Consider the following 21,501-nt stretch of genomic DNA (forward strand, 5'->3'; position numbering starts at 1 on the left):
GCAGCGCCCGCCGGCCTCAGCCTTCCAGCAGCAGCCGCTGTGCGCGCGGAGCCAACGTATGCTCGAGCACCAGGCATGCCGCCCCGATGGCACCCACGTCCTCTCCCACGCCGGTGCCGACAACTTCGGTGCCGTGAATCTGGCGGGCCGCGCTGTTCTCGGCCAGCAGCTGCGGCACGCGGTCCAGGTACCTCCGCGAAAGGAGCGTCCAGAACGGGCCTCCGAACACCACCCTCTCGACGTCGAGGGTGTTGGTGACGACGGCGACCGCCCGGGCAACGAGGACGGCGGACTGGTCAATGATCTCCCCGGCCTTGCTGTTGCCGGCGTCGGCTGCCTCGCACAGTTTCGCGAAGCTTTCCTGGACCGCCGGAGCTCCGGAGGGGTGGCGTGCCACTTCCAGCACCCCGGCAGCTTCGGCCTGCGCCACCAGGACCTGCGGAATACACGAGGACTTCACGCATCCCCTCAGCCCGCAGTCGCAGGGTGCGCCGTCAGGGTCCACAATGATGTGCCCTATTTCGCCGGCGTTCCCCGAGGTGCCGCGAACCACTTCGTCGTTCAGCACGATGCCGCAGCCGATGCCGGTTCCCATGTACATGAAAACGAAGCTGCCCGAGCCGCTGGGTCCGCCCGCCCACGTTTCGGCGACGGCGGCGCTGGTGACGTCCTTATCCACGAGGGTGGACAGGCCGGTAGCCTCCGCGAGGGCGTCGCGAAGCGGCACACGGTCCCAGCCGAGCAGCAGCGGCGGATCCACCACCGTGCCCTCTTCCAGGTTGATGGGGCCCGGGGCAGCCACGCCCAGGCCGGCAATCTTGTCCGGATCGACGCCGGAGGCGGCCACGAGGTCCTTGATCTCGGCCGCAATGGTGGCGATGACGCCGTCGGGGTCGCTGGCGCCGGGGGTGTTGATCCGTGAATGCCTGACGACGGCCCCCACGAGGTCGAGCACCACGAAGGTGGTAACGGCGGGATCGAGGTGGACGCCCACGGCGTACATTCCCGCGGGGTTAAGCCTGAGGATGGTGCGCGGCTTGCCGGGACCGCTTCCTTCCTTGCCGGCTTCGACGATAAGGTTCTGGTCGAGCAGGCGCCTCGAGATGTTGGAAATCGTTTGCGGGGAAAGCCCAACGATCTGGGCGAGTTCCACCCGGCTGAGGCCGCCGGAGGACCGCCGGATGGCATCCAGGATCACCGTGAGATTGAAGTCCCCCATCCGGGGCAAATTTGTTCCGCGCCTCGGCGATGGCGTGCGGATCTCAGTCACGAATTCCCCTAAACTTCTTCGGTTATGCACTACTGATGCTTGAATCGTACGTTACCTGCGGGCGTGGCGGTACGCTCACACGCTGACTTCTGAAACGGCGGTTTCCCTGCCGTTACGGTCCATCATCCGGCCCGCACCCGCGCGTCGGCAGCATTAGGCGTGCGGGGAGCGCGCGGTGCTGACCGCAACCGTGAACTTGGCATTCCTGCCGGCCACACGGGTCGGGCCGACGAGCCGTTCCAGGGCCGGAAGGTACTGCAGGTGGCTGTTATAGACGGTCCACAGTTCTCCACCCGGTGCCAGTACCCTTCCGGCGGCATGGAACATCTTGAGCCCCGCTCCGGCATGGACGCTGGCCCCCAGGTGAAAGGGCGGATTCAGCAGAATGAGCCCGGCGCTTCCGTCCGGCAACGAATCCATGGCGTCGTCCTGGAGGACAGTGATCCGCCCCGCCAGTCCATTGGCTTCTGCTGTTGCCCGGGCGGAGTCGACGGCGGCCGCCGACTGGTCTGTCGCAGTGATTTGGGAGGCCGGATGGCTTCTGGCATACATGGCGGCCAAAATACCGGTTCCGCACCCCAAATCCACCACGTTCTCAGCTGATGGCATGTCGGGCAGGAACCTCAGCAGGAATCGTGTCCCGATATCGAGCTTGGTGCCGGCGAACACCGCGCCGCGCGCGCAGACCGTGAGGTCCAGTTCGGTGTTGGGGTCAGCGACCGGAAACGGCGGCGGTCCCGTCACAGGCCGGGGGTTCCGGGCTATCAGAACCCTGGATTTGTGCCGGGCCAATTGAGGCTGGACGTCGTTGAAGTGGCGCAGCAGGACGGAGTTCATGCCCAGGCTCATGTGCTTTATCCGGCCGCCGGCCAGCAGGACGGTGCGGGGTGCCGCATAGCGGGCCACGGCGTCGGCCACTTCCTCCAGCTCCGCGAGCGTTTTCGGCAGCTGCAGCAGCACCACGTCGGCGCCCTCGAAGAGGGCAGCACCGAGCGGCAGCTGCTCAAAACCGGCGTCGACGTTGAGAGCCGCGGCGTTGTTTCGGAGCGCCCGCTCCCCTGTGATGAGGTCCTGGTGGACCCGCACATTCCTGACGCCGCAGGCGGACAGCGCCCCGAGCGTCAGTGCACCATACCGATCCCCGACTACAGCGATGCGGCTGTCCGGGGTCAGCAGTTCCAACGCGGTTTGGAGGAGCAGCTTATCCGTGGCGTCCCAGGCCTGCAGGTTGGGGGCTTCAACATCCGGGAACCGGCGAAGGCCCGAGAGGACTGATTCCAAGCTGTTTTCCGCCACGTGCAAGCTGCCGCCTTCTCTGTCCATCGTCGATCCGCTGACCGGGAAGATTCACCGGGCGAAAAGCTACCCAGTAAACCTACCGCGAAACGGCCCGGTCCGCGGTCGGCGGCACCGCTGCCGGGACGCCGCTGTCAAGCATCCTCAGGATGCCGGCCACAGCCGCCCGGCCTGCGCGATTAGCGCCGATGGTGGACGACGACGGCCCGTAGCCCACGAGGTGAACGCGCTCCTCTGCAGCCACTTGCGTGCCGTCCATGGCGATTCCGCCGCCGGCGCCCCGGAGGTGCAGCGGGGCCAGGTGTTCCAGCTCGGCCCGGAAACCGGTGGCCCAAAGAATGACATCGGCCGCCAGGAAACTTCCGTCGGCCAGCCGGACTCCGAGGGGTTCGATCGCGGTAAACATTGCCCGCCGGTCGAGGGCGCCGCGCGCTGCAGCCGCCCGCAGGGCGGGGGTCCAAATCAGCCCGGTCACCGAAACCACGCTCTGCGGGGGAAGCCCCTGCCGGACCCGCTCTTCAACGAGGGCGACGGCGTCGTGCCCCGCCTTACGGTCAAAGGCGGCGTCGCGCCATACAGGCTCCCGTCGGGTGAACCAGCTTGTGGAGGTCACCTGGGATATTTCGTCAAGCAGGCCGACGGCGGAAATACCGCCGCCCACCACGATCACGTGCAGTCCGCGGAACTCCTCGGCAGCCACGTAGTCGGCCACATGAAGCTGCCTTCCCCGGAACGTGGACTGGCCGGGGTAGATAGGCCAGAACGGCCTGGTCCAGGTGCCTGTGGCATTGATGACAGCGCGTGCGGACCAGCTGCCGGCCGAGGTCTCAATCCTTAGCCTCCCGGAGGGGCTGTTGTCCTCGCGGAATACTGAGCGCACTTTCACGGGCCGCACGATGTTCAGCGCGAGTCCGTCCTCGTAATCCCCGAAATAGCGGGAGAGGAACCCTGAACTGGGCTCGGCCGGGTCGACGTCCGGCTTGGGAATGCCTGGCAGGTCGCTGATCCCGTTCACAGTTGCCATCCGGAGGCTTTGCCAGCGGTGGCGCCATGCTCCGCCGGGTCCGGCCTCAGCGTCCAGCACAACATATGAACGGGGCGGTTCCTCCGCGGCATTGGCTGTCGCTGGAGCCTTGGCTGTGGCGGAGGCAGGAACGACGCCACGCCGCTGCAGGTGATAGGCCGCTGACAGGCCGGCCTGCCCGGCACCGATCACCACCACATCCGCGGTTTGCGGTTCCGTTGCCCGCAGTTCCGTTCCCTGCGGTTCCTTCAGCTGGGCGTCAGCGATTTCCGGTCCCCCGTCCTAGACCTTCTTGACCACGCTGGATTTGAGCTGCATGGGGCCAACGCCGTCCACTTTGCAATCAATGTCGTGGTCCCCCACGCCGTCCATCAGCCGGATACCGCGGACTTTCGTCCCGACTTTGATTACGGTGGAGCTTCCCTTGATCTTGAGGTCTCTGATTACTGTCACCGTGTCACCGTCGGCCAGCACGTTTCCCACGGCGTCCCTGGTCACCGCTTCCGGTGCCTCTGCAGCTTCCGTGGTTTCGGCGGACCACTCGTGGGCGCACTCCGGGCACACCAGCAGCGCCCCCATCTCATAGGTGTACTCGCACGAGCATGAAGGGCAAGGGGGAAGGGAGTCGTTCACCATCCCATATTAGTCGAGCCGACATCACCAGCGGCGAAGGCGTTAAACAGCGGAAGCCGCCCGATCGGGCGGCTTCCGCTGTTTGAATCCGGTGGAGCTGAGGGGACTCGAACCCCTGACCCCCTGCATGCCATGCAGGTGCGCTACCAGCTGCGCCACAGCCCCAAACTCTTGCTTCTTTCGGAGCGATCTCCGTAAGCAACTTGATTATCTTAAACCACAATCGTGTAAGACGCCAATCGGGCAGAGACGGTTGGCGACGCCGTCGGCAGCTCCCGCCTGTACCGGCACGGGAGGTGCGTGACAACAAAAAAGTCCGCCGGAATCTTTCGATTCCGGCGGACCATTCGGTGGAGCTGAGGGGACTCGAACCCCTGACCCCCTGCATGCCATGCAGGTGCGCTACCAGCTGCGCCACAGCCCCGAATTTTCATTGCTCCGGCACCTTCAGCTTTCACTGCCGGGCCCGGCACTTCGTCCGGAACTCTCCGAAGCAACTCAAATATCTTAGAACAGCCGTTCCGAAAATTCCAAATCGGGCATATTCGGGCGGCAGGCTCCGCCTTACTCGCTGTCTGAGGAAACAGCCGCCTTGGCCGAAGTGTCGTCACCGAGCTGGAGGTCCACTACGGGGCAGTCCTTCCACAGACGCTCGAGGGCGTAGAACACACGGTCTTCCTCATGCTGGACGTGGATGACAACGTCGGAGTAGTCCAGCAGGACCCAGCGTCCGCCGGAGCGGCCTTCGCGGCGAACAGGACGGAGGTCCTGCTTGCCCAGTTCCTCTTCGATGCCGTCAACGATGGCGTTGACCTGACGCTCACTGGGCGCCGAGGCGATCAGGAAGACGTCGGCCAGGGCCAACCGCTCGCTGACGTCCAGGGCAACAATGTCCTGGGCTATTTTGTCCGCAGCAGCACGCGCTGCTACGCGGGCTGTGGCGATGGATGTTTGGGTTGCAGTCACGGGACTCCTTGTAGTGGTTTAAAGCTATGTATGTTCCGACGCCGGTGGTGTCTGCGTCACAGTGACGGGGAGGACAGCACCGTTGGCGACGCGCCGGAACGTTGAAATCAGGGCGCCAGGCCGCTGATGATCATGGTGACGCCGGCAATCAGCGCGACAATCCCCAAAGCGAGTACGCCCAGCTGCAGGAGCCGGATACGGTGCGCCCGGCCCAAGCCGGCAGTGACGGCATCAAGCGGTTCCAGGCCGTAGGCGGAATTGGCGGCCACACGTGGCCTGTCGACGAAATTTTCGCCGGATTCCGCAGCCCAGGGCTCACCGGACGCTGTTGCCGCTACCTGCGTGGCCGCGGGATCTGTTGCTGCCTGTGCTGCTGCTTCGGCTCGCGCCAGCACACCGGCCCGGCCCGTCACGGGCCCGCCGTTCCGCTGTCTGGACGCTCCGGATTTGCGTGTTCCCTTGGTGCTTGGCGGCTGCAACCGTGGGCCGGGGTTGGTGACTACCGGCACGTAGGACGTTGCCGGTTTTTTCATCACCGGGCGGTCAATCCCGGGAACCTTCTCGAACTCCAAGGGAGTTACCATCGCAAGGTTGCTGACAGCTGACGGCTCGGTTTTTGGATGTGCAGGCTGGCTGGCCTGCTCGGCGAGCTTCTGCTTGGCCATGGCCCGTTTGTTCAGGACGGCGGCACGCTCTGCCAGGGCGATCTGCTCGGCGAGGATTTCCGGATCCACCGCTTCAGGATCCGTCGCCGCGATGTGCTCCATCTTGGCAATCTGGTTCCTGGCCTGTTCGGCGATGAGGGAACGTGCTGCGAGAGCCTGCTCCACGGTCATTCCGTCGGGGAGCCGGCTGTCCGGATTTGCATGGGCCACGCCGGCCTGCGGCTGTTTGGCCCGCGGCTGACCGGCCTGAGCGGCCTGTGCCTGCGGGTTTCCTGCCTGCGGCGGCGGCGCCGGCTGCGCCGGTTGAACGGTCCGCTGTGCGGAGGTGCGGGCAGGCGGAACGATGAGGTTCGCAGCCGTGGCCGGTGCGGCCTCGGCCTGGAGCTGCTGGAGGCGAAGCTGGCGCCGGGTCGGCTGGCCGCCACCTGACAGGCGCTCTTCCTTTTCCGCCAGTTCCTTGATGGTGCGCAGGGCAGCACGGTCGCGCGCCCTGCTCTGCGAGGACCGCTCGGAACCGGTCGACGGCCGGACGGAATCCACCGGGCCTGGAGCCACGCGTCGGATCCGGCCGGTCCCGGCACCCGGGTGGCCCGCGCCGGCACCCGAACCGGTTTCGCCGGGCTGCGACCCGGGCTGTGTACCGGCACCGGATTTCTTCGCGGCCTCGGGCTTGTCAGGGGCCTCGCCGCGGGCCGGAGCGGGCGTCACGGGTGCTTTCGAGGCAGGGGGAACCGGACGCGGAGCCGAGGGCTCCGTATCCTGGCGTGATTCCGCGCGCTCATCTCTGGCCTGCCGCAATTCACGACGGCTGCGGAGGGGAGGCTGTTCCTGGCTCATCTAAAAACTCACTCGGTACTGGCTGGTTCGTGTAACTCGGTAAGTGCGGCGCTGTAGTCCGGGCCGGACCGCCCGGCGTACAGGCCGTATTTCGCAATATACTGGACCACCCCGTCGGGTACGAGGTACCAGACGGGATTGCCTGCCGCGACGCGGGCCCTGCAGTCCGTGGAAGAGATGGCCATGGCCGGCACTTCCAGCAGGCTGACGTCCTTCCTGCCCATCCCGTCGAGGACGTGCCCCGGACGGGTCACACCGACAAAATGCGCCAATGACCACAGTTCGTCGATGTTCTTCCAGGACAGGATCTGCGCCATGGCATCCGCGCCGGTGATGAAGAAAAGGTCCGCATCCGGCCGTTGCGTCCGGAGGTCCCGCAGGGTGTCTATGGTGTACGTGGGACCGGGACGGTCCACATCCACGCGGCTGACCGTAAAACGCGGGTTGGAGGCGGTGGCGATCACCGTCATAAGGTAACGGTGTTCGGGCTCACTGACCTGCTTGTGCGTTTTTTGCCACGGCTGGCCGGTGGGGACAAACACCACTTCGTCGAGGCCGAACTTCGCCGCGACCTCGCTGGCCGCGACAAGGTGGCCGTGATGAATGGGATCAAAGGTGCCACCCATCACACCCAAACGCAGGCGGCGCTTGGCGCCGCGCCGCTTCAGGACGGCAGTAATGTTAGTGGCCCTGGCCGTGATCGTGCTTGTTCGGGTGCTGGCGGTGCGGGTCCGAGTGCTCATCGACGGCTTCGTGCCGGTTACCCAGGTTGCTGTAGGACAGCGTCACGAACATCAGGACGAGCATGATCGCAAAAATCACCACACCGAAGACCCACGGCTCGGCCCACAACGGAGCCAGTTCTTCATGTTCGGCGACGGACGCGCCCACCTGCTGCAGCAGCATTTTCTCCCCTAAAGAGTTCACACAATGACGACGGCGGTTCTTCCCGCCGTTCCGGACTTCTGTTCCATGTTACAGCGTTGCTAGCTGCGGATCTGGCCCTCGCCTTGGACTATCCACTTGGTGGTGGTCAGCTCGGTCAGCCCCATGGGGCCGCGCGCGTGGAGCTTCTGGGTGGAAATGCCCACCTCGGCGCCCAGCCCCAGTTCCCCGCCGTCCGTGAACCTGGTGGAGGCGTTAACGATGACCGCCGCCGAGTCGATTTCGGAGATGAAGCGTTCCGCGTTGGCAAGGTCGTTGGTGATGATGGCCTCCGTGTGGCCGGTGGACCAGCTGCGGATGTGCTGCACTGCCTCATCGAGGTTGTCCACCATGGCAACGGCGAGGTCCAGGTCCATGTACTCGGTGGCCCAGTCCTCGTCGGTGGCGGGAACGGATTCCACCGACGCGGGCAGGGCGTCGCGCACCCTCGCGTCGGTGTGCAGGGTGACGCCGGCCTTCCGAAGGGCCGCGGCGACGGCGGGAAGCACAGTGGACCTGGAGTGCACCAGGAGGGTCTCCACCGTATTGCAGACGCTGGGCCGCTGCGTCTTGGCGTTGAGGAGGATGTCCACGGCCATGTCTTCAGTGGCAGATTCGTCGATGAAGATATGGACGTTGCCTTCGCCGGTTTCGATGACGGGGACGGACGAGTTGGTGACGACCGTCTGGATGAGGTCCCGGCCGCCGCGCGGAATCAGGACGTCCACCCGGCCGCGGGCGCGCATCAGGACGTTGGCGCCTTCGCGGCCGAACTGGTCAACGGTCTGGACGGCGTCTGCCGGCAGGCCGACCGAATCAAGTGCCTCGCGGAGGACCCTGATGAGGGCCTCGTTGGTGGCTGCCGCGGCGGTGCCGCCGCGCAGGATGACGGCGTTTCCGCTCTTCAGCGCCAAACCGGCGATATCCACCGTCACGTTGGGACGGGCTTCGTAAATAGCGGCAACCACGCCCATGGGAACGTTGATCTGGCGCAGTCGCAGGCCGTTGGGGAGCGTCTGTCCGCGGACCACGTTTCCTACCGGGTCCGGCAGGCCGGCAAGGTTCTCCAGCGCCGCTGCCAGGGCCTCGATCCGCGTGTCGTTCAGCGTCAGCCGGTCAAGCAGGGCGGCAGACGTTCCGTTGGCGCGGCCTGCCTCGACGTCCTTCGCGTTGGCGGCCAGGATCTGGGTCTTGCTGTGGAGCAGGGCAGCGCCGATCGCGCGAAGGCCCTTGTCCTTCCAGGCCCGGTTTGCGCGCGCCATGCTGCGGGCAGCGTGGCGCGACCGGTCGGCGATGGCGTACACGGCGGCCTCGACGTCAGCCGGGGACAGCTGGGCATTCTCCGGCGTGGCAGATGCCTCCGTGGAGTCGTTGGATTTCTCAGCGGCTTGGTGAATCAGTGCCTCAGTCATCATTCAAGTCTAGGCGAACCGGCCCGCTAGACCAGAACCAGGTCGTCAACGTGAACAACCTCACGGTCGAAACCGCGCCCAAGGGACTCCCCCAGTTCCACCGTGGAACGCCCCAGCATTTGCGGCAGTTCATCGGCTGAATAGTTGACCAGGCCGCGGGCAATCACGGTACCGTCGGGCGCGACCATTTCGACGGCGTCACCCGATTCAAAGTGGCCTTCAACGGACGTAATACCGGCCGGGAGCAGCGAGGTGCGGTTATCACGGACGGCCTTGACGGCGCCGTCGTCGAGGATCAGGCGGCCCTGCACGTGTGCCAGGTGGGCGAGCCACATCATGCGCACGGACTTGCGGCCGCTGTTGACCGAGAACCAGGTTCCCACGTCTTCGCCGGCCAGGGCGGCCGCCGCGTTCGCCGTTGAGGTGACAAGGGCGGGAATGCCCGAATCGGCTGCCATCGTGGCGGCCTCGACCTTGGTTTGCATGCCGCCGGTGCCGACGCCGGCCTTGCCGGGGCTGCCGATGTTCACGCCCTCCAGGTCCTGGGGGCCGTCAACCTGCGGGATCCGCTTGGCGCCCTTGGCGGGCGGACCGTCGTACAGGGAGTCGACGTCGGAAAGCAGCACCAGTGCATCGGCGCGGACCAGGTGGGCCACAAGTGCCGAGAGCCGGTCGTTGTCGCCGAAGCGGATCTTGTGGGTGGCGACGGTGTCATTCTCGTTGACCACGGGGACCACGCCCAAGTTCAGCAGGCGGTTCAATGCCCGGAACGCGTTCTGGTGGTGGCTGCGCCGCATGAGGTCATCCGCGGTCAGCAGCACCTGGCTTACCGTCACGCCGTGCGCTGCGAAGGCATGGGTGTAGCGGGCCATCAGGAGCCCCTGCCCCACGCTGGCAGCGGCCTGCTGGGTGGCGAGGTCGCGCGGGCGCTTCACCAGGCCAAGCGGGGCGAGGCCCGCCGAGATGGCGCCGGAGGAAACAAGGATGATCTCCGTGCCGGCGTTGCACTTTGCGGCCAGCGCATCCGACAGCTCGATCAGCGCCTCTTCGGAGATTCCACCCTTGATGCTGGTGAGCGACGACGATCCGACCTTGACTACGATGCGGCGGGCCCTCGCGAGCATGCTGCGGTCGTCGGTCCTGGGTTCCTCGATGACAATTGCGGAATTATCGGTCACGTGTGGGGGTTCACTCCTCATTCTCGGTGGTCAGTCCGCTTTCCTTGAGCGGCCGTGCGGCACGGCGCCCGCTGACTGATTCAGTCCAAATGCCGGCTTTGCGTTCGGCTTCAAGCTCGGCGCGGGCCGCTGCCTTGGCGTCCCGGCGCTCCTGCTGTTCGTCGCGCTTCTGCCCGCGGGTGGGGCGGTCGCCGATATCGGCGAAGCGGACGTCGGTGCCACGCGGAGCGGCGAGCAGCTCGGCTCCTGCCATCATGGTGGGCTCCCAGTCGAACACCACGCCGTCGTCTTCACCGATAACCACGGTGTCACCCGGCTTGGCGCCCTGCTTGAACAGCTCGTTTTCCACACCCAGTTTGGCGAGGCGGTCGGCGAGGTAGCCAATGGCTTCCTCGTTGGTGAAGTCGGTCTGCTTGACCCAGCGCACGGGCTTGTCGCCCAACACGCGGAACAGCGGCTCGAGGTTCTTCTCTTCGCGGCGGATCTTGAAGCCGGTTTCGTTGACTGCCCGTGGGCGCAGCACAGGTGCGTGCACCTTGGGCGGCGTGGCAGCCACGGCGTCCCGGGCGGCCTTGACGATCTCGGCCATCGCAAAGCCCAGCTGTCGCAGGCCCTCATGGCTCGTTGCGGAAATCTCGAACACACGGTAGCCGCGGGACTCAAGCTCGGGCCGGACGAAGTCGGCCATGTCCTTGCCGTCCGGCAAATCGACCTTGTTCAGCGCCACCAGCCGGGGGCGGTGGTTCAGCGGGACAACCTCGCCGTCGGAGCCTGCATAGCTCATGTCCACCGCGTACTTCTCGAGTTCGGCTTCGATGATGGCGAGGTCGGAGAGCGGATCCCGGTCAGATTCCAACGTACCGCAATCCAAAACATGAACCAAAGCTGCGCAGCGCTCCACGTGCCGCAGGAAGTGGTGGCCCAGGCCCTTGCCTTCGCTGGCCCCTTCGATGAGCCCGGGGACGTCGGCGATGGTGAAGCGGACGTCGCCGGCCTGCACCACGCCCAAGTTGGGAATCAGGGTGGTGAAGGGGTAGTCGGCAATTTTGGGGCGTGCCGCGGACATGGCGGCGATGAGGCTCGATTTACCTGCGGACGGGAAGCCCACGAGGGCGATGTCCGCAATGGACTTCAGCTCCAGGACGATGTCGCTGGATTCGCCTTCGATGCCGAGCAGGGCGAAGCCCGGTGCGCGGCGCTTCTGCGAGGAAAGCGCGGCGTTGCCCAGTCCGCCGGGACCGCCGGCGGCAGCGACGAACTCGGTGCCTTCGCCGACGAGGTCGGCCAGGACGCGGCCGTCCTTGGTCTTGACTACGGTGCCTTCCGGAACGGGAAGGATCAGCGTTTCGCCGTTTTTCCCGCCGCGCCAGTCGCCCATGCCGGGTCCGCCGTTGGTGGCGTGGCGGTGCGGTGCGTGGTGGTAATCCAGCAGCGTGGTGGTCTGGGGGTCAACGCGCAGGATGACGTCGCCGCCGTCACCGCCGTTGCCGCCGTCGGGACCGCCAAGGGGCTTGAACTTTTCGCGGTGGACGGAGACACAGCCGTGACCGCCGGTACCGCCGGATACGTGCAGTACTACCCGGTCTACAAAGCTCGCCACGTGAATCTCCTCTGTGCTTAACCTGACCGTCTTGGACGCCCAAATTGATTGTAATGCGGTTAAAAGAACAGTGGAGCGGGCCATCATGGCCCGCTCCACCGGTTTAGATCTTGTTGTTACTCTGCAGCTGCAGCAGCAACGATGTTCACGACTCGACGTCCGCGGCGGGTGCCGAATTCGACGGCGCCCGGGGTCAGGGCGAACAGGGTGTCGTCGCCGCCACGGCCTACGCCGGCGCCCGGGTGGAAGTGGGTGCCACGCTGGCGGACGATGATCTCGCCTGCGGAAACTACCTGGCCGCCGAAGCGCTTGACGCCGAGGTACTGGGCGTTGGAGTCACGACCGTTGCGAGTGGAGCTCGCGCCTTTTTTATGTGCCATTTGAAATGCCTGCCTTAAAAATTCTGGGGAATCTGCTGAAAACCTGAAAAGTAACGGAAGGTTACTTGATACCGGTGATCTTGACCTTGGTCAGTTCCTGACGGTGACCCTGGCGCTTCTTGTACCCGGTCTTGTTCTTGAACTTCTGGATGACGATCTTCGGACCACGAAGGTCCTGAAGGATCTCAGCCGTAACCGTTACCTTGGCCAGGTCCGCAGCGGCAGACGTGACTTTGTCACCGTCTACCAGGAGCAGTGCGGGCAACTCAATGGTGCTGCCGGCTCCACCGGGGACGCGGTTCAGGGTAACGAAGTCTCCAACGGAAACCTTCTCTTGGCGGCCGCCTGCGCGGACAATCGCGTACACCACTGGGGAACTCACTTCTCTCGACGTTTATTACTAGATTTGCGTGCGGAACCTGGGTCCAATTGTTTGGCCTGGCTCACGCTGTGCCTCAACGCCGGTGGATTCCCCGGGGGAACCCATGAGTTATCCCACGAACTATTCCGTTTGTAATTCCAAACGGACTGATCCGGGGTCATAACCCAAGTGTTGGCGTAAGCACCGAAGATCTAGAATACGCTAATTTTGCCTTCGGCCGCAAATGAGGCTGGCTCCGGGGGTAGTACGTGATAGGCGCCACTCCGTGTAATACGGACTGCCACTGCAACGACTTCCGGAACCGTGCCCCACTATCCTACCGGCTTCGGGAGGCTTTCCGGTTCAGCGTGCAGGCGCGGCGCGTCGAAGAACTCCACCTCGTAACGGCACGATTGCCGGAAGGCCAGCCGCATGGCCTGCCGTTCCGTTTCCGAGGCCGCGCGGGCGGCGGCGTCGGCGATCCGCACGGCCTGTCTGGTGGCTGCGGCGAAGTCCTCGTCCGCATACGTCCGCAGCCAGTCGGCGTAGGGATGGCCCGACGGCGATCCGTCCGCCAGGAACTGCCCGTGCAGCGTCTCCCCCACTTCGGCATACAGCCAGAAGCACGGGAGCACCGCGGCAACGAGCACCCCGTAGCTGCCGGAAACAGACGAGGCCAGCAGGTGGTCCACATAGGACTTGGTCACCGGGCCCAGGGTGGAGTCCACGGTACGGGTACTCAGCCATGTTCTGTGCAGTTCCGATTCGACTTCAAGGCATTGCTGCGCCGATCGTGCCCAGAACAGTTGCTCGGCCTCGGTGGGGGCAATCGCGGAGGCGCGGGACAGCACCCTGGAGTAGCCGTTCAGGTAGATGGCGTCCTGGGCAAGGTAATAGGCAAAATGCTGTTCCGTGAGGGAACCGTCGGCCAGTGCGCGGATGAAGTCCAGCGCGTAGATGTCGTCCAGGTCCGGCCCGGCGTCCTGCCGGAGTACCGCAGCGAACTGGCCTTCCGCCGGCTCGGCCGCATTACCGGGTGCCAAATGATGAAAGTGGTGGACCGGGCCGTTGCCGGTTCCCACGTCCAGCGCATCGGACTCCCGAAGTGCCCCCTGAAGCCACGGCTTGACCGCACGCAAGGACGCCTCCCAGTCCCCCAGCCTTGCCTGTGCGGTGGCCATGGCCGACGAGAGGGAACACCCGGTTCCGTGGCTGTTCCGGGTGGCGATCCGCTCACCGTCAACCACCACCACATCCTGGGCCAGCAGCCCTTCGGTGTTGACTAGTGCGTCCGGGCACTCTCCGCCGTCGAGATGCCCGCCCTTGACGAGCACGGTGGTGCCTGCCTGGGCGGCGAGCCGCTTGCCCTGGGCGAGTGCCGCCTCCCAGTCGACTGCGAGGGGTTCATTGAGGAGCATCGCCAGTTCCGCGAGGTTCGGCGTGATCAGGTCGGCGAGTGGCAGGAGCTCCCGCAGTTCCGCTTCGGCGGCTTCCTGCAGGAGCCGGTCCCCGCTGGTGGCCACCATAACGGGATCCAGAACCACGACGGCGGGACGGGCCTCGGCCAGCCAGCTGCGGACGGCGGCAATCACCGCGGAGTCGCCGAGCATGCCGATCTTGACGGCGTCGATGCTGATGTCGTCACTGATGGCCTCAAGCTGGGCGGTCAGGAAGTCCCCCGGGGGTACATGGACGGCCCGGACGCCGTGGGTGTTCTGCGCCGTCAGGGCGGTAATGGCGGCCATGCCGTACCCGCCGTTGGCGGCGATGCTTTTGAGGTCTGCCTGGATCCCCGCCCCTCCGGACGGGTCCGATCCGGCGATGGCCAGCACCCGCGGCGTAGCGCGCAGGGTGGAATGCGCAGTTGAAACGGCCGCAGCGGAAGCCGGGGTGGGCAGGAATGATGAAGCCAAAGGAGACATCCCTTCGCCGGTGCTAACCGGACAGGTTCAACGGGTGTGGATCTCAGCCGGCCCTGTGCGCGGCACCCCGTGTCAGTCCCCTAGCCTAGCTGTTTCCTTTAACGAACTCGCGGGTACGGCCCGAACCGGCGTATTACTACGCCGCTTCGGACCGCACCCGCGATAACAGTCAGCTGGTGTGATTAGAGCTCGGAGGCCGGTACTCCCACACCAAGGATGATCGGTTCGTTGGCCGGGGCCTTTGCCGGGGCGTCCTTTGCTGCCGCCTCCGGAGCCTTCGCCTCGTGGCTGTGGCCTGACGCGGCGACCGGAGCGGTCTCGTGGTGTTCCACAGACGTTTCGTTCGCTGCACCCTGGGCACGGCTCGCGCTGCGGTTACGGCGCGGACGTCGCGCCCGGCCCTGCACCGCAGTGTGGTCCGTGTAGTCGGCTTCAGCAGCCTGCGCTACCGGTGCCCGGGTTGCCGGAACCCGTACTGCCGGCGCCTCGGCTGCGGGGGCGTGTACCTCCGGAACCTGCTGCTCAGCCGGGGAGCCCGGTGCTGCCGGGCTGTCGGCCGCCGGCTCGCCGAGGTGAGCGAACGCCTCGGCCAGGCGGTCCAGGGTCAGGGCCGCACCGCTGGCCGGCGTTTCCCCTGCGTGCTCAACGAACGGCAGCGCAACCTTCTCGCCGCCGAAGGTCAGGACAGCCGCGGGCCGCCCTGCGGCGGCGGCTTCGCCTTCCGACACCTTGGCCGGGCGAACCGTCGGCAAGGACGGGGTTGGCGTGTGCTGCGTGGCAGCGGGCTGCGCCGGGGTTGCCTGCGCTGCAGGTGCCTGCCCGGTTGCCGGGGCGGCGGCAGCCGCAGCGGGGGCGGCGTGGCCGATTTCGGCGTCGTGCAGGTGGGCGGCGTGGGCCGCTGCAGCGATGTTGGCCAGCGCCACTCGGGTAGCTTCAGCCTTGGCATGGCGCTCGGCGTCGGTGGGTTCGTGATGAACAGCGGCCGGGGTCAGCGGAGCGGCCTCGGGAGCCTGCCCGCCCTTTCCGCGACGGCGGCTCTTGCGCTCCGTGCGGACAGGCGGCTGTGCTTCCGTCCGCTGGACGTGGTGCTCGGCGGCAACGGTATTGGCGCGGCGGTGCTCCACGGGCTCGTCGTGGGTGACGATGCCGCGGCCGGCGCAGGCCTCGCACTGCTCCCCGAAGACCTCCAGGAGCCCGGTGCCCATCCGCTTGCGGGTCATCTGCACAAGGCCCAGCGAGGTCACTTCAGCAACCTGGTGCTTGGTCCTGTCACGTCCCAGGCATTCCACCATGCGGCGCAGCACCAGGTCGCGGTTGGATTCCAGCACCATGTCGATGAAGTCGATGACGATGATGCCGCCGATATCCCGCAGGCGCAGCTGGCGCACCACTTCCTCGGCAGCTTCCAGGTTGTTCTTGGTGACGGTTTCCTCGAGGTTGCCGCCGCTGCCGGTGAACTTGCCGGTGTTCACGTCCACCACGGTCATGGCTTCGGTGCGGTCGATGACCAGGGAACCGCCGGACGGCAGGAACACCTTCCGGTCCAGGGCCTTGTGGATCTGCTCATCAATCCGCCAGGCCGAGAAGATGTCCTGGTCCTTGGTCCACTTTTCGAGCCGGCCCACCAGGTCCGGAGCCACATACGTGACATAGGCCTCGATGGTGTCCCAGGCTTCTTCGCCCGAGACGATCAGCTTGGAGAAGTCCTCGTTGAAGACGTCGCGGACCACCTTGATGGTGAGGTCCGGTTCGCCGTAGAGCAGCTCGGGGGCGAGGATCTTGGTGGAGGTTGCCTGGCCTTCGATGCCTTCCCACTGGGCACGCAGGCGGTTGATGTCGTGCGTCAACTCTTCCTCGGAAGCGCCCTCGGCAGCGGTGCGGACAATCACGCCGGCATCTTCCGGCAGGCGGTCCTTGAGGATCCGCTTGAGGCGGTTGCGTTCGACGTCGGGCAGCTTGCGGGAGATTCCGGTCATGGAGCCGCCGGGAACGTACACGAGGTAACGGCCGGGCAGGGAGATCTGGCTGGTCAGGCGTGCGCCCTTGTGGCCCACCGGGTCCTTGGTGACCTGGACCAGCACGGAGTCGCCGGACTTCAGTGCGTTCTCGATCCGGCGCTGCTTGCCTTCGAGGTTGACCACATCCCAGTTGACTTCACCGGCGTACAGCACGGCGTTCCGGCCGCGTCCGATGTCCACGAAGGCGGCTTCCATGGACGGCAGCACGTTCTGGACCTTGCCCAGGTAGACGTTGCCGATCAGGGAATCCTGCTGGGTCTTGGACACGAAGTGCTCTGCCAGGACGCCGTCTTCGAGGACGCCGATCTGGATTCTGTCGTCGCGCTGGCGGACAATCATTTGCCGGTCCACGGATTCACGGCGGGCTAGGAACTCGGCCTCGGTGATGACGGTGCGGCGGCGGCCCGTGTCGCGGGATTCGCGGCGGCGCTGCTTCTTGGCTTCAAGCCGGGTGGAGCCCTTGACGGACGTGACGCGGTTGTTGACCGGTGCCTCGCTGATGGCGCGGGGCGCGCGGACGCGGGTCACGGTGTTGGGCGGGTCGTCGTCTCCCCCGCCGGTGAGCTCAAGGTCCTGGTCGCCACGGCGGCGGCGACGACGGCGGCGGGAGGTCACGCCGTCGTCCGTGGTCCGGGTGGACTCCTCATCGGCGTCCTCGTCAGCGGCGCCCTCGGCGTCTTCGGCCTCGCCGGTGGCTTCGCGGTCACTCACGCGGCTGCGTCCGCGGCGTCCGCGGCTGCGGCGGCGACGGCGGCCGGCGGCGTCAACATCGCCGTCGTCGTCCGTTTCTTCCTCTTCAGTTTCCTCGACTGCCGCGGCGGGCGTCGCGGCGGGGCGGACCACGGTGCTCAGGTCGGGTGCCTGGAAGATCATCGAGGTGACCGAGCCGGGTTCCAGGAACAGCGCGCCCACCGGGCTGCCGGCTTCTGCAGTTGCGGGCTTTTCCGGCTCGGCGGCTGCTGCTTCCTCCGGAGCTGCTGCTTCAGCGACGGGCGCGGCTTCCTCGGCGGGCGCAGGCTCAGCGACCGGAGCGGACTCAGCAGCGGGCTCAGCGGACGGTGCGGGCTCGGCGGCGGGCTCAGCAGCCGGCTGGGCCTCTACGGCTTTCGCGGGGGCTTTGGCACGGGAGGCGCGGCGGCGGACGGGCTTTTCAACGGCGGCGGCCTCAACGGGAGCTTCGTCCGCGGCGGCAGCCGGAGCGGCAGCAACGGGAGCGGAATCCACCTCAGCGGCGGTGTCCTCAGCGAAGACCGGGAGCGGTTCGGCGGGCTCGACTTTCTTGCGTGAACGGCTGCGGCGTGCCGGCGGCTTTTCCTCAGCGGCGATACCGGCCGCTGCGGCCTCCGCCGGAGCTGCCTCCGGTTCGGCTTCCGCCTTGGGGGCGGCCTTGCGCCTTGTCCGGGTGGCCCTCTTGGGCGCTTCGGGTGCTGCCGCCTCTTCGCTGGCAGCGGCTTCTTCATTAACGGCTAGAACTTGGTCATTATCCATATGTGGCGACACTCCTGCCCCTGACGTACCGCCACATCCGGCACCCATTGGGGCACATATTGTCAAAACCCGCAGGCGTTGACAGAAGTCAATTGGATACCCTCAGGTTCGCACCGGCAGTGGGGTGCGGCAGCCCTGGAGGGCCGGCGACGCCGTTCTGAAACCCGTTGTTCCTCAAGCCACAACCAGGTGCCGTCCAATGGAATTGCGGGAAAGCCGGGATCTATCGTGGATCCGGAGCGTGCCCTGCTCATCATTGGCGGTCTTACAAACGAGCCACCGGACCGGAATCCGAATGTGGATCGTATTCCAGCCAGCTTCATTCTCTCATACGCTCGGTCAATCGGGCGGGAAGCAGGGCCGGTCCGGCCACAATCAGGGCACGTTCGGCCGGAGTCTGTGCAGCCCTTCCAGCCTCCGGCGTTACAATCAGGGCGAGGAGCCCTCGAGAAAAAGGACGCAACATCCCATGCCCAGCATCTCCAATTCCACGCAGGACGACATGGTTGACGGTAGCCTCCGCGAGCGTGCAAAGACGCAGGAAGGCCTGCCTCCCATGACCAGGGACAAACCGTTCGGATGGCTCCTGGTGATCACCGGCATCGTCGGCTGGCTTGCCTCAGGCGCCCTCGTCCTGGAAAAGCTCGAGGTCCTCAAGGATCCGAACCACGTCACGGCCTGCGACATCAATCCGTGGGTCTCGTGCGGCGCTGTCATGCAGACCTGGCAGAGCTCGGTCTTCGGCTTCCCCAACATGTTCATTGGCATCGTGGCGTTCGCCGTCATCATCACCACGGGCATGGCTGTCCTTTCCGGGGCAAGGTTTGCCCGCTGGTACTGGCTTGGCCTCCAGGCCGGTGTGACGCTGGGCTTCGCGTTCGTGGTGTGGCTGTGGTCGCAGGCCCTGTATTCCATCCACATCCTCTGCCCGTTCTGCATGGTGGTCTGGGCAGCGATGATCCCGCTCTTCGTGTGGGTCACGGTCCGGAATATCTCGCATGGAGTGATCAAGGTTCCCGCCGGCCCGGCCAAGATCGTGGGCGACTCCGGCTGGATCGTCACGGCCCTGCTTTACGTGGCCGTCATCGCCACCATCTTCTTCGCCTTCATCCAGGTGTTCATCGGGACCTCCGGGTACTAAAGCGCGAACGTACACTTCCGGCCCGTCCCCGCGGCGCAAAAAGGCGCGAGCGTACAGTTGAGGCCCCCGTTTCCATAGGAAAAGGGGGCCTCAACTGTACGCTCGCGCTTAAGGGAGGGTGCTTAGTCCTGGAACCAGATCTTGATCTCGCGTTCTGCGGACTCGACCGAGTCCGAACCGTGCACCAGGTTCTGCTGGACCTTCAGGCCCCAGTCGCGGCCGAAGTCACCGCGGATGGTGCCGGGCGCCGCCGTCGTCGGGTCCGTGGTGCCGGCGAGGGAACGGAAGCCCTCGATGACGCGGTGGCCCTCGAAGATCGCGGCAACAACGGGTCCGCTGAGCATGAACTCCACGAGCGGCTCGTAGAAGGGCTTGCCCACATGCTCCTCGTAGTGCTGCTCCAGCAGTTCGCGGCTGGCGTCGACCTTCTTGAGCTCGGTGAGGTTGTAGCCCTTGGCTTCAATCCGGCCAAGGATGGCGCCGGTCAGGTTGCGGGTTACGCCGTCGGGCTTGATCAGGACGAGGGTGCGCTCAATGCTCACAGCTGCTCCAATGTGGTTGGTGGGGTTTGGGATTAGTCTAGTTGGTTTCGCCGTCGGGGTGGGCCGCTTCCCACTCCGCCTGTTCGCGTTCGCGCTGGGCGGCCTCGCGGTCGATCCGGATGCCGGTCCTGATCCCGTACCACCAGGCCACGGCAAAGAGGAGCCCCACCACGAACATCATCGGCTCAATGAACCCGGTGAAGATCAGGACGAGCTGCAGGATCCAGCCCAGTGCCACACCCCAGGGCCTGGACAGCACGGCGCAGGTCAGCACGAGCACCAGGCTCAGGACGATGCCCACCGACAGAATCACTGCAGGCGGGAACTCGTCGCGCCGGAGTCCAAAGACCGCCAGCGTGGCGAAGAACGCGACGAACCCTTCGAGCACCAGGACCGTGGAGGCGAACATGACTTTGGTGGAGCGGCGCTTCTTGGGCATGCCCGGCCGCCACTCCCGCTGCGCCTTTGTGAGTCGAGCCATGGTCAGGCGCCGGCCTTTCCGAGCAGGATCCGGGCCTCTGCCACGAGCGTGATGGAGCCGGTCACCAGGACGCCGCCGGCGAGGTCCTCATTGGCTTCGGCATGCTCCACGGCCCATTCCAAGGCGTCGTCGAGTTTTTCGGCAACGTGGATGTTGTCTTCGCCGAAGCCCAGGTCCAGCGCAAGTTCGGCGAGGTCCTCGGCCGGTACCGCCCGGGGCGAGTTGGACTGGGTGAAACAGTATTCCGCTGCGAGGTCGCCCAGGGATTCCTTGAGCTGACGGAGAATCTCCTCGGCGTCTTTCTCCTTCAGGACACCAACAACCACTACCAGTTTGGTGAAGCTGAAGGCTTCATGGATGGCCTCGGCCGAAACCCGGATCCCCTCGGGGTTATGGGCGGCATCCACGATGATGGTCGGGGCAGTCCGGAGGACCTCCAGCCGGCCGGGCGACGTGACCGAAGCAAACGCTTCCTGGAGGACTTCGGCGTCAAGCGCCTTCTCCCCGCCGAAGAACGCCTCAAGCGCAGCAATGGCGACGGCGGCGTTCTCCGCCTGGTGGGCTCCGTGCAGGGGCACGAGCAATTCCTCGTACCGTCCGGCAAGGCCCTGGATGGTAACCACTTGGCCGCCGACGGCAACGGTCCGCGACTCGACGCCGAATTCCACGCCTTCGAAGCGGTAGGGCGCCTGGACTTCCCGTGCTTTTTCCAGCAGGACCTGGGCGGCGCCGACGGGCTGCGCGGCGCTGACCAGGAAGCCCCCGGGCTTGATGATGCCCGCCTTTTCGTAGGCAATCTCTTCCGTGGTGTCGCCGAGCAGGTCGGTGTGGTCCAGCGAGATGGGCGTGACCACGGCAACCTGGCCGTCACCGACGTTCGTGGCATCGGTGATGCCGCCCAGGCCCACCTCCATCACGGCCACGTTGACCGGCTGGTCGGCAAAGACGGCGAACGCCAGAATGGTGAGGCATTCGAAGTACGTCAGCCGGGGCTGGCCCTCGGCCTCAAGCTCGCCGTCCACGATCTGCAGGTACGGCCGGATCTCGTCCCAGATCCGGACGAAGGTCTCATCCGATACCGGTGCGCCGTCGATGCTGATCCGCTCGGTCACCTTGGACAGGTGCGGGCTCGTGTACCTTCCGGTGCTCAGCCCGTGGGCCCGGAGCCCGGACTCGATCATCCGCGCCGTGGACGTCTTGCCGTTGGTGCCGGTGACATGGATGATCGGGAACGCCTTGTTGGGTTCCCCCAGCACGTCCATGGCCCGGAACAGCGGCGCGAGGCGCGGTTCCATCTTGTTTTCCGGCGCCCGGCCCAGCAGCTCGGCGTAGACGCTCTCTACGGAAAATTCGTCTGTCATTG

19 protein-coding genes, 2 tRNA genes and 1 riboswitch are annotated in these 21,501 nt (G+C 65.8%); of the genes, 1 reads left to right on the plus strand and 20 read right to left on the minus strand.

From position 1 onward, the window contains the following. Positions 1-16: 16 nt before the first annotated feature. From J2805_RS21900 to J2805_RS21980, 17 genes are all read right to left on the minus strand, one after another. Entirely contained in the window at positions 17-1,219 is a 1,203-nt protein-coding gene (locus J2805_RS21900; RefSeq protein ID WP_309980091.1) for an ROK family transcriptional regulator, read from the minus strand. Positions 1,220-1,423: 204 nt separating this feature from the next. After that, the gene (locus tag J2805_RS21905) at positions 1,424-2,566 is read right to left on the minus strand and encodes a class I SAM-dependent methyltransferase (RefSeq protein WP_309980093.1); all 1,143 of its coding nucleotides are present in this window, start codon (positions 2,564-2,566) and stop codon (positions 1,424-1,426) included. Positions 2,567-2,645: 79 nt separating this feature from the next. Next, positions 2,646-3,785, minus strand: a complete 1,140-nt coding sequence (locus J2805_RS21910) for an NAD(P)-binding domain-containing protein (protein WP_309980224.1) — start codon at positions 3,783-3,785, stop codon at positions 2,646-2,648. Between the two features lie 87 nt (positions 3,786-3,872). Further along, on the minus strand, positions 3,873-4,223 hold the full coding sequence (locus J2805_RS21915) for a zinc ribbon domain-containing protein YjdM (RefSeq protein WP_309980095.1): 351 nt from the start codon (positions 4,221-4,223) through the stop codon (positions 3,873-3,875). 92 nt (positions 4,224-4,315) lie between these two features. Next, a tRNA-Ala gene (locus tag J2805_RS21920) sits at positions 4,316-4,388 on the minus strand. A 186-nt stretch (positions 4,389-4,574) separates the two neighbouring features. Then, positions 4,575-4,647 (minus strand) — tRNA-Ala (locus J2805_RS21925). 140 nt (positions 4,648-4,787) lie between these two features. After that, positions 4,788-5,189, minus strand: coding sequence for a ribosome silencing factor (gene rsfS, locus J2805_RS21930; protein ID WP_104173103.1), 402 nt, complete (start codon positions 5,187-5,189; stop codon positions 4,788-4,790). Positions 5,190-5,296: 107 nt separating this feature from the next. Then, complete coding sequence (locus J2805_RS21935; RefSeq protein ID WP_309980099.1) at positions 5,297-6,691, minus strand: hypothetical protein; 1,395 nt, start codon at positions 6,689-6,691, stop codon at positions 5,297-5,299. Positions 6,692-6,699: 8 nt separating this feature from the next. After that, positions 6,700-7,317, minus strand: a complete 618-nt coding sequence (gene nadD, locus J2805_RS21940; protein ID WP_396134462.1) for a nicotinate-nucleotide adenylyltransferase — start codon at positions 7,315-7,317, stop codon at positions 6,700-6,702. A gap of 55 nt (positions 7,318-7,372) precedes the next feature. Then, complete coding sequence (locus J2805_RS21945) at positions 7,373-7,597, minus strand: hypothetical protein (RefSeq protein WP_309980103.1); 225 nt, start codon at positions 7,595-7,597, stop codon at positions 7,373-7,375. Between the two features lie 80 nt (positions 7,598-7,677). After that, complete coding sequence (locus J2805_RS21950) at positions 7,678-9,027, minus strand: glutamate-5-semialdehyde dehydrogenase (RefSeq protein ID WP_309980105.1); 1,350 nt, start codon at positions 9,025-9,027, stop codon at positions 7,678-7,680. A gap of 26 nt (positions 9,028-9,053) precedes the next feature. Further along, the gene (gene proB / locus J2805_RS21955; RefSeq protein ID WP_309980225.1) at positions 9,054-10,151 is read right to left on the minus strand and encodes a glutamate 5-kinase; all 1,098 of its coding nucleotides are present in this window, start codon (positions 10,149-10,151) and stop codon (positions 9,054-9,056) included. A 64-nt stretch (positions 10,152-10,215) separates the two neighbouring features. Then, entirely contained in the window at positions 10,216-11,805 is a 1,590-nt protein-coding gene (obgE, locus tag J2805_RS21960) for a GTPase ObgE (RefSeq protein WP_309980107.1), read from the minus strand. A 116-nt stretch (positions 11,806-11,921) separates the two neighbouring features. Continuing rightward, the gene (rpmA, locus tag J2805_RS21965) at positions 11,922-12,185 is read right to left on the minus strand and encodes a 50S ribosomal protein L27 (RefSeq protein WP_009372867.1); all 264 of its coding nucleotides are present in this window, start codon (positions 12,183-12,185) and stop codon (positions 11,922-11,924) included. Between the two features lie 61 nt (positions 12,186-12,246). Beyond that, complete coding sequence (gene rplU, locus J2805_RS21970) at positions 12,247-12,555, minus strand: 50S ribosomal protein L21 (protein ID WP_011692233.1); 309 nt, start codon at positions 12,553-12,555, stop codon at positions 12,247-12,249. A 323-nt stretch (positions 12,556-12,878) separates the two neighbouring features. Then, positions 12,879-14,468, minus strand: coding sequence for a bifunctional hydroxymethylpyrimidine kinase/phosphomethylpyrimidine kinase (locus J2805_RS21975; RefSeq protein ID WP_309980109.1), 1,590 nt, complete (start codon positions 14,466-14,468; stop codon positions 12,879-12,881). Then, positions 14,451-14,548: riboswitch (TPP riboswitch) on the minus strand. It overlaps the preceding gene by 18 nt. A 102-nt stretch (positions 14,549-14,650) precedes the next feature. Then, positions 14,651-17,974, minus strand: coding sequence for an Rne/Rng family ribonuclease (locus J2805_RS21980; RefSeq protein WP_309980111.1), 3,324 nt, complete (start codon positions 17,972-17,974; stop codon positions 14,651-14,653). A gap of 469 nt (positions 17,975-18,443) precedes the next feature. Here J2805_RS21980 and J2805_RS21985 point away from each other — a divergent pair, with 469 nt between their 5' ends. Continuing rightward, on the plus strand, positions 18,444-19,115 hold the full coding sequence (locus tag J2805_RS21985) for a vitamin K epoxide reductase family protein (protein WP_396134459.1): 672 nt from the start codon (positions 18,444-18,446) through the stop codon (positions 19,113-19,115). Between the two features lie 122 nt (positions 19,116-19,237). Here the strand turns inward: J2805_RS21985 and ndk are convergent, their stop codons facing one another. Genes ndk through J2805_RS22000 form a run of 3 tightly spaced genes read right to left on the minus strand, consistent with a single transcriptional unit; the run spans position 19,238 to position 21,499 of the window. Continuing rightward, entirely contained in the window at positions 19,238-19,657 is a 420-nt protein-coding gene (gene ndk / locus J2805_RS21990; RefSeq protein ID WP_307047593.1) for a nucleoside-diphosphate kinase, read from the minus strand. Positions 19,658-19,694: 37 nt separating this feature from the next. Continuing rightward, entirely contained in the window at positions 19,695-20,138 is a 444-nt protein-coding gene (locus tag J2805_RS21995) for a DUF4233 domain-containing protein (protein ID WP_309980114.1), read from the minus strand. 2 nt (positions 20,139-20,140) lie between these two features. Continuing rightward, entirely contained in the window at positions 20,141-21,499 is a 1,359-nt protein-coding gene (locus J2805_RS22000) for a bifunctional folylpolyglutamate synthase/dihydrofolate synthase (protein ID WP_309980116.1), read from the minus strand. Between the last annotated feature and the right edge of the window lie 2 nt (positions 21,500-21,501).

Origin of the sequence: Arthrobacter oryzae (assembly GCF_031454875.1) — a bacterium.
Taxonomy (GTDB): Bacteria; Actinomycetota; Actinomycetes; order Actinomycetales; family Micrococcaceae; genus Arthrobacter; species Arthrobacter oryzae_D.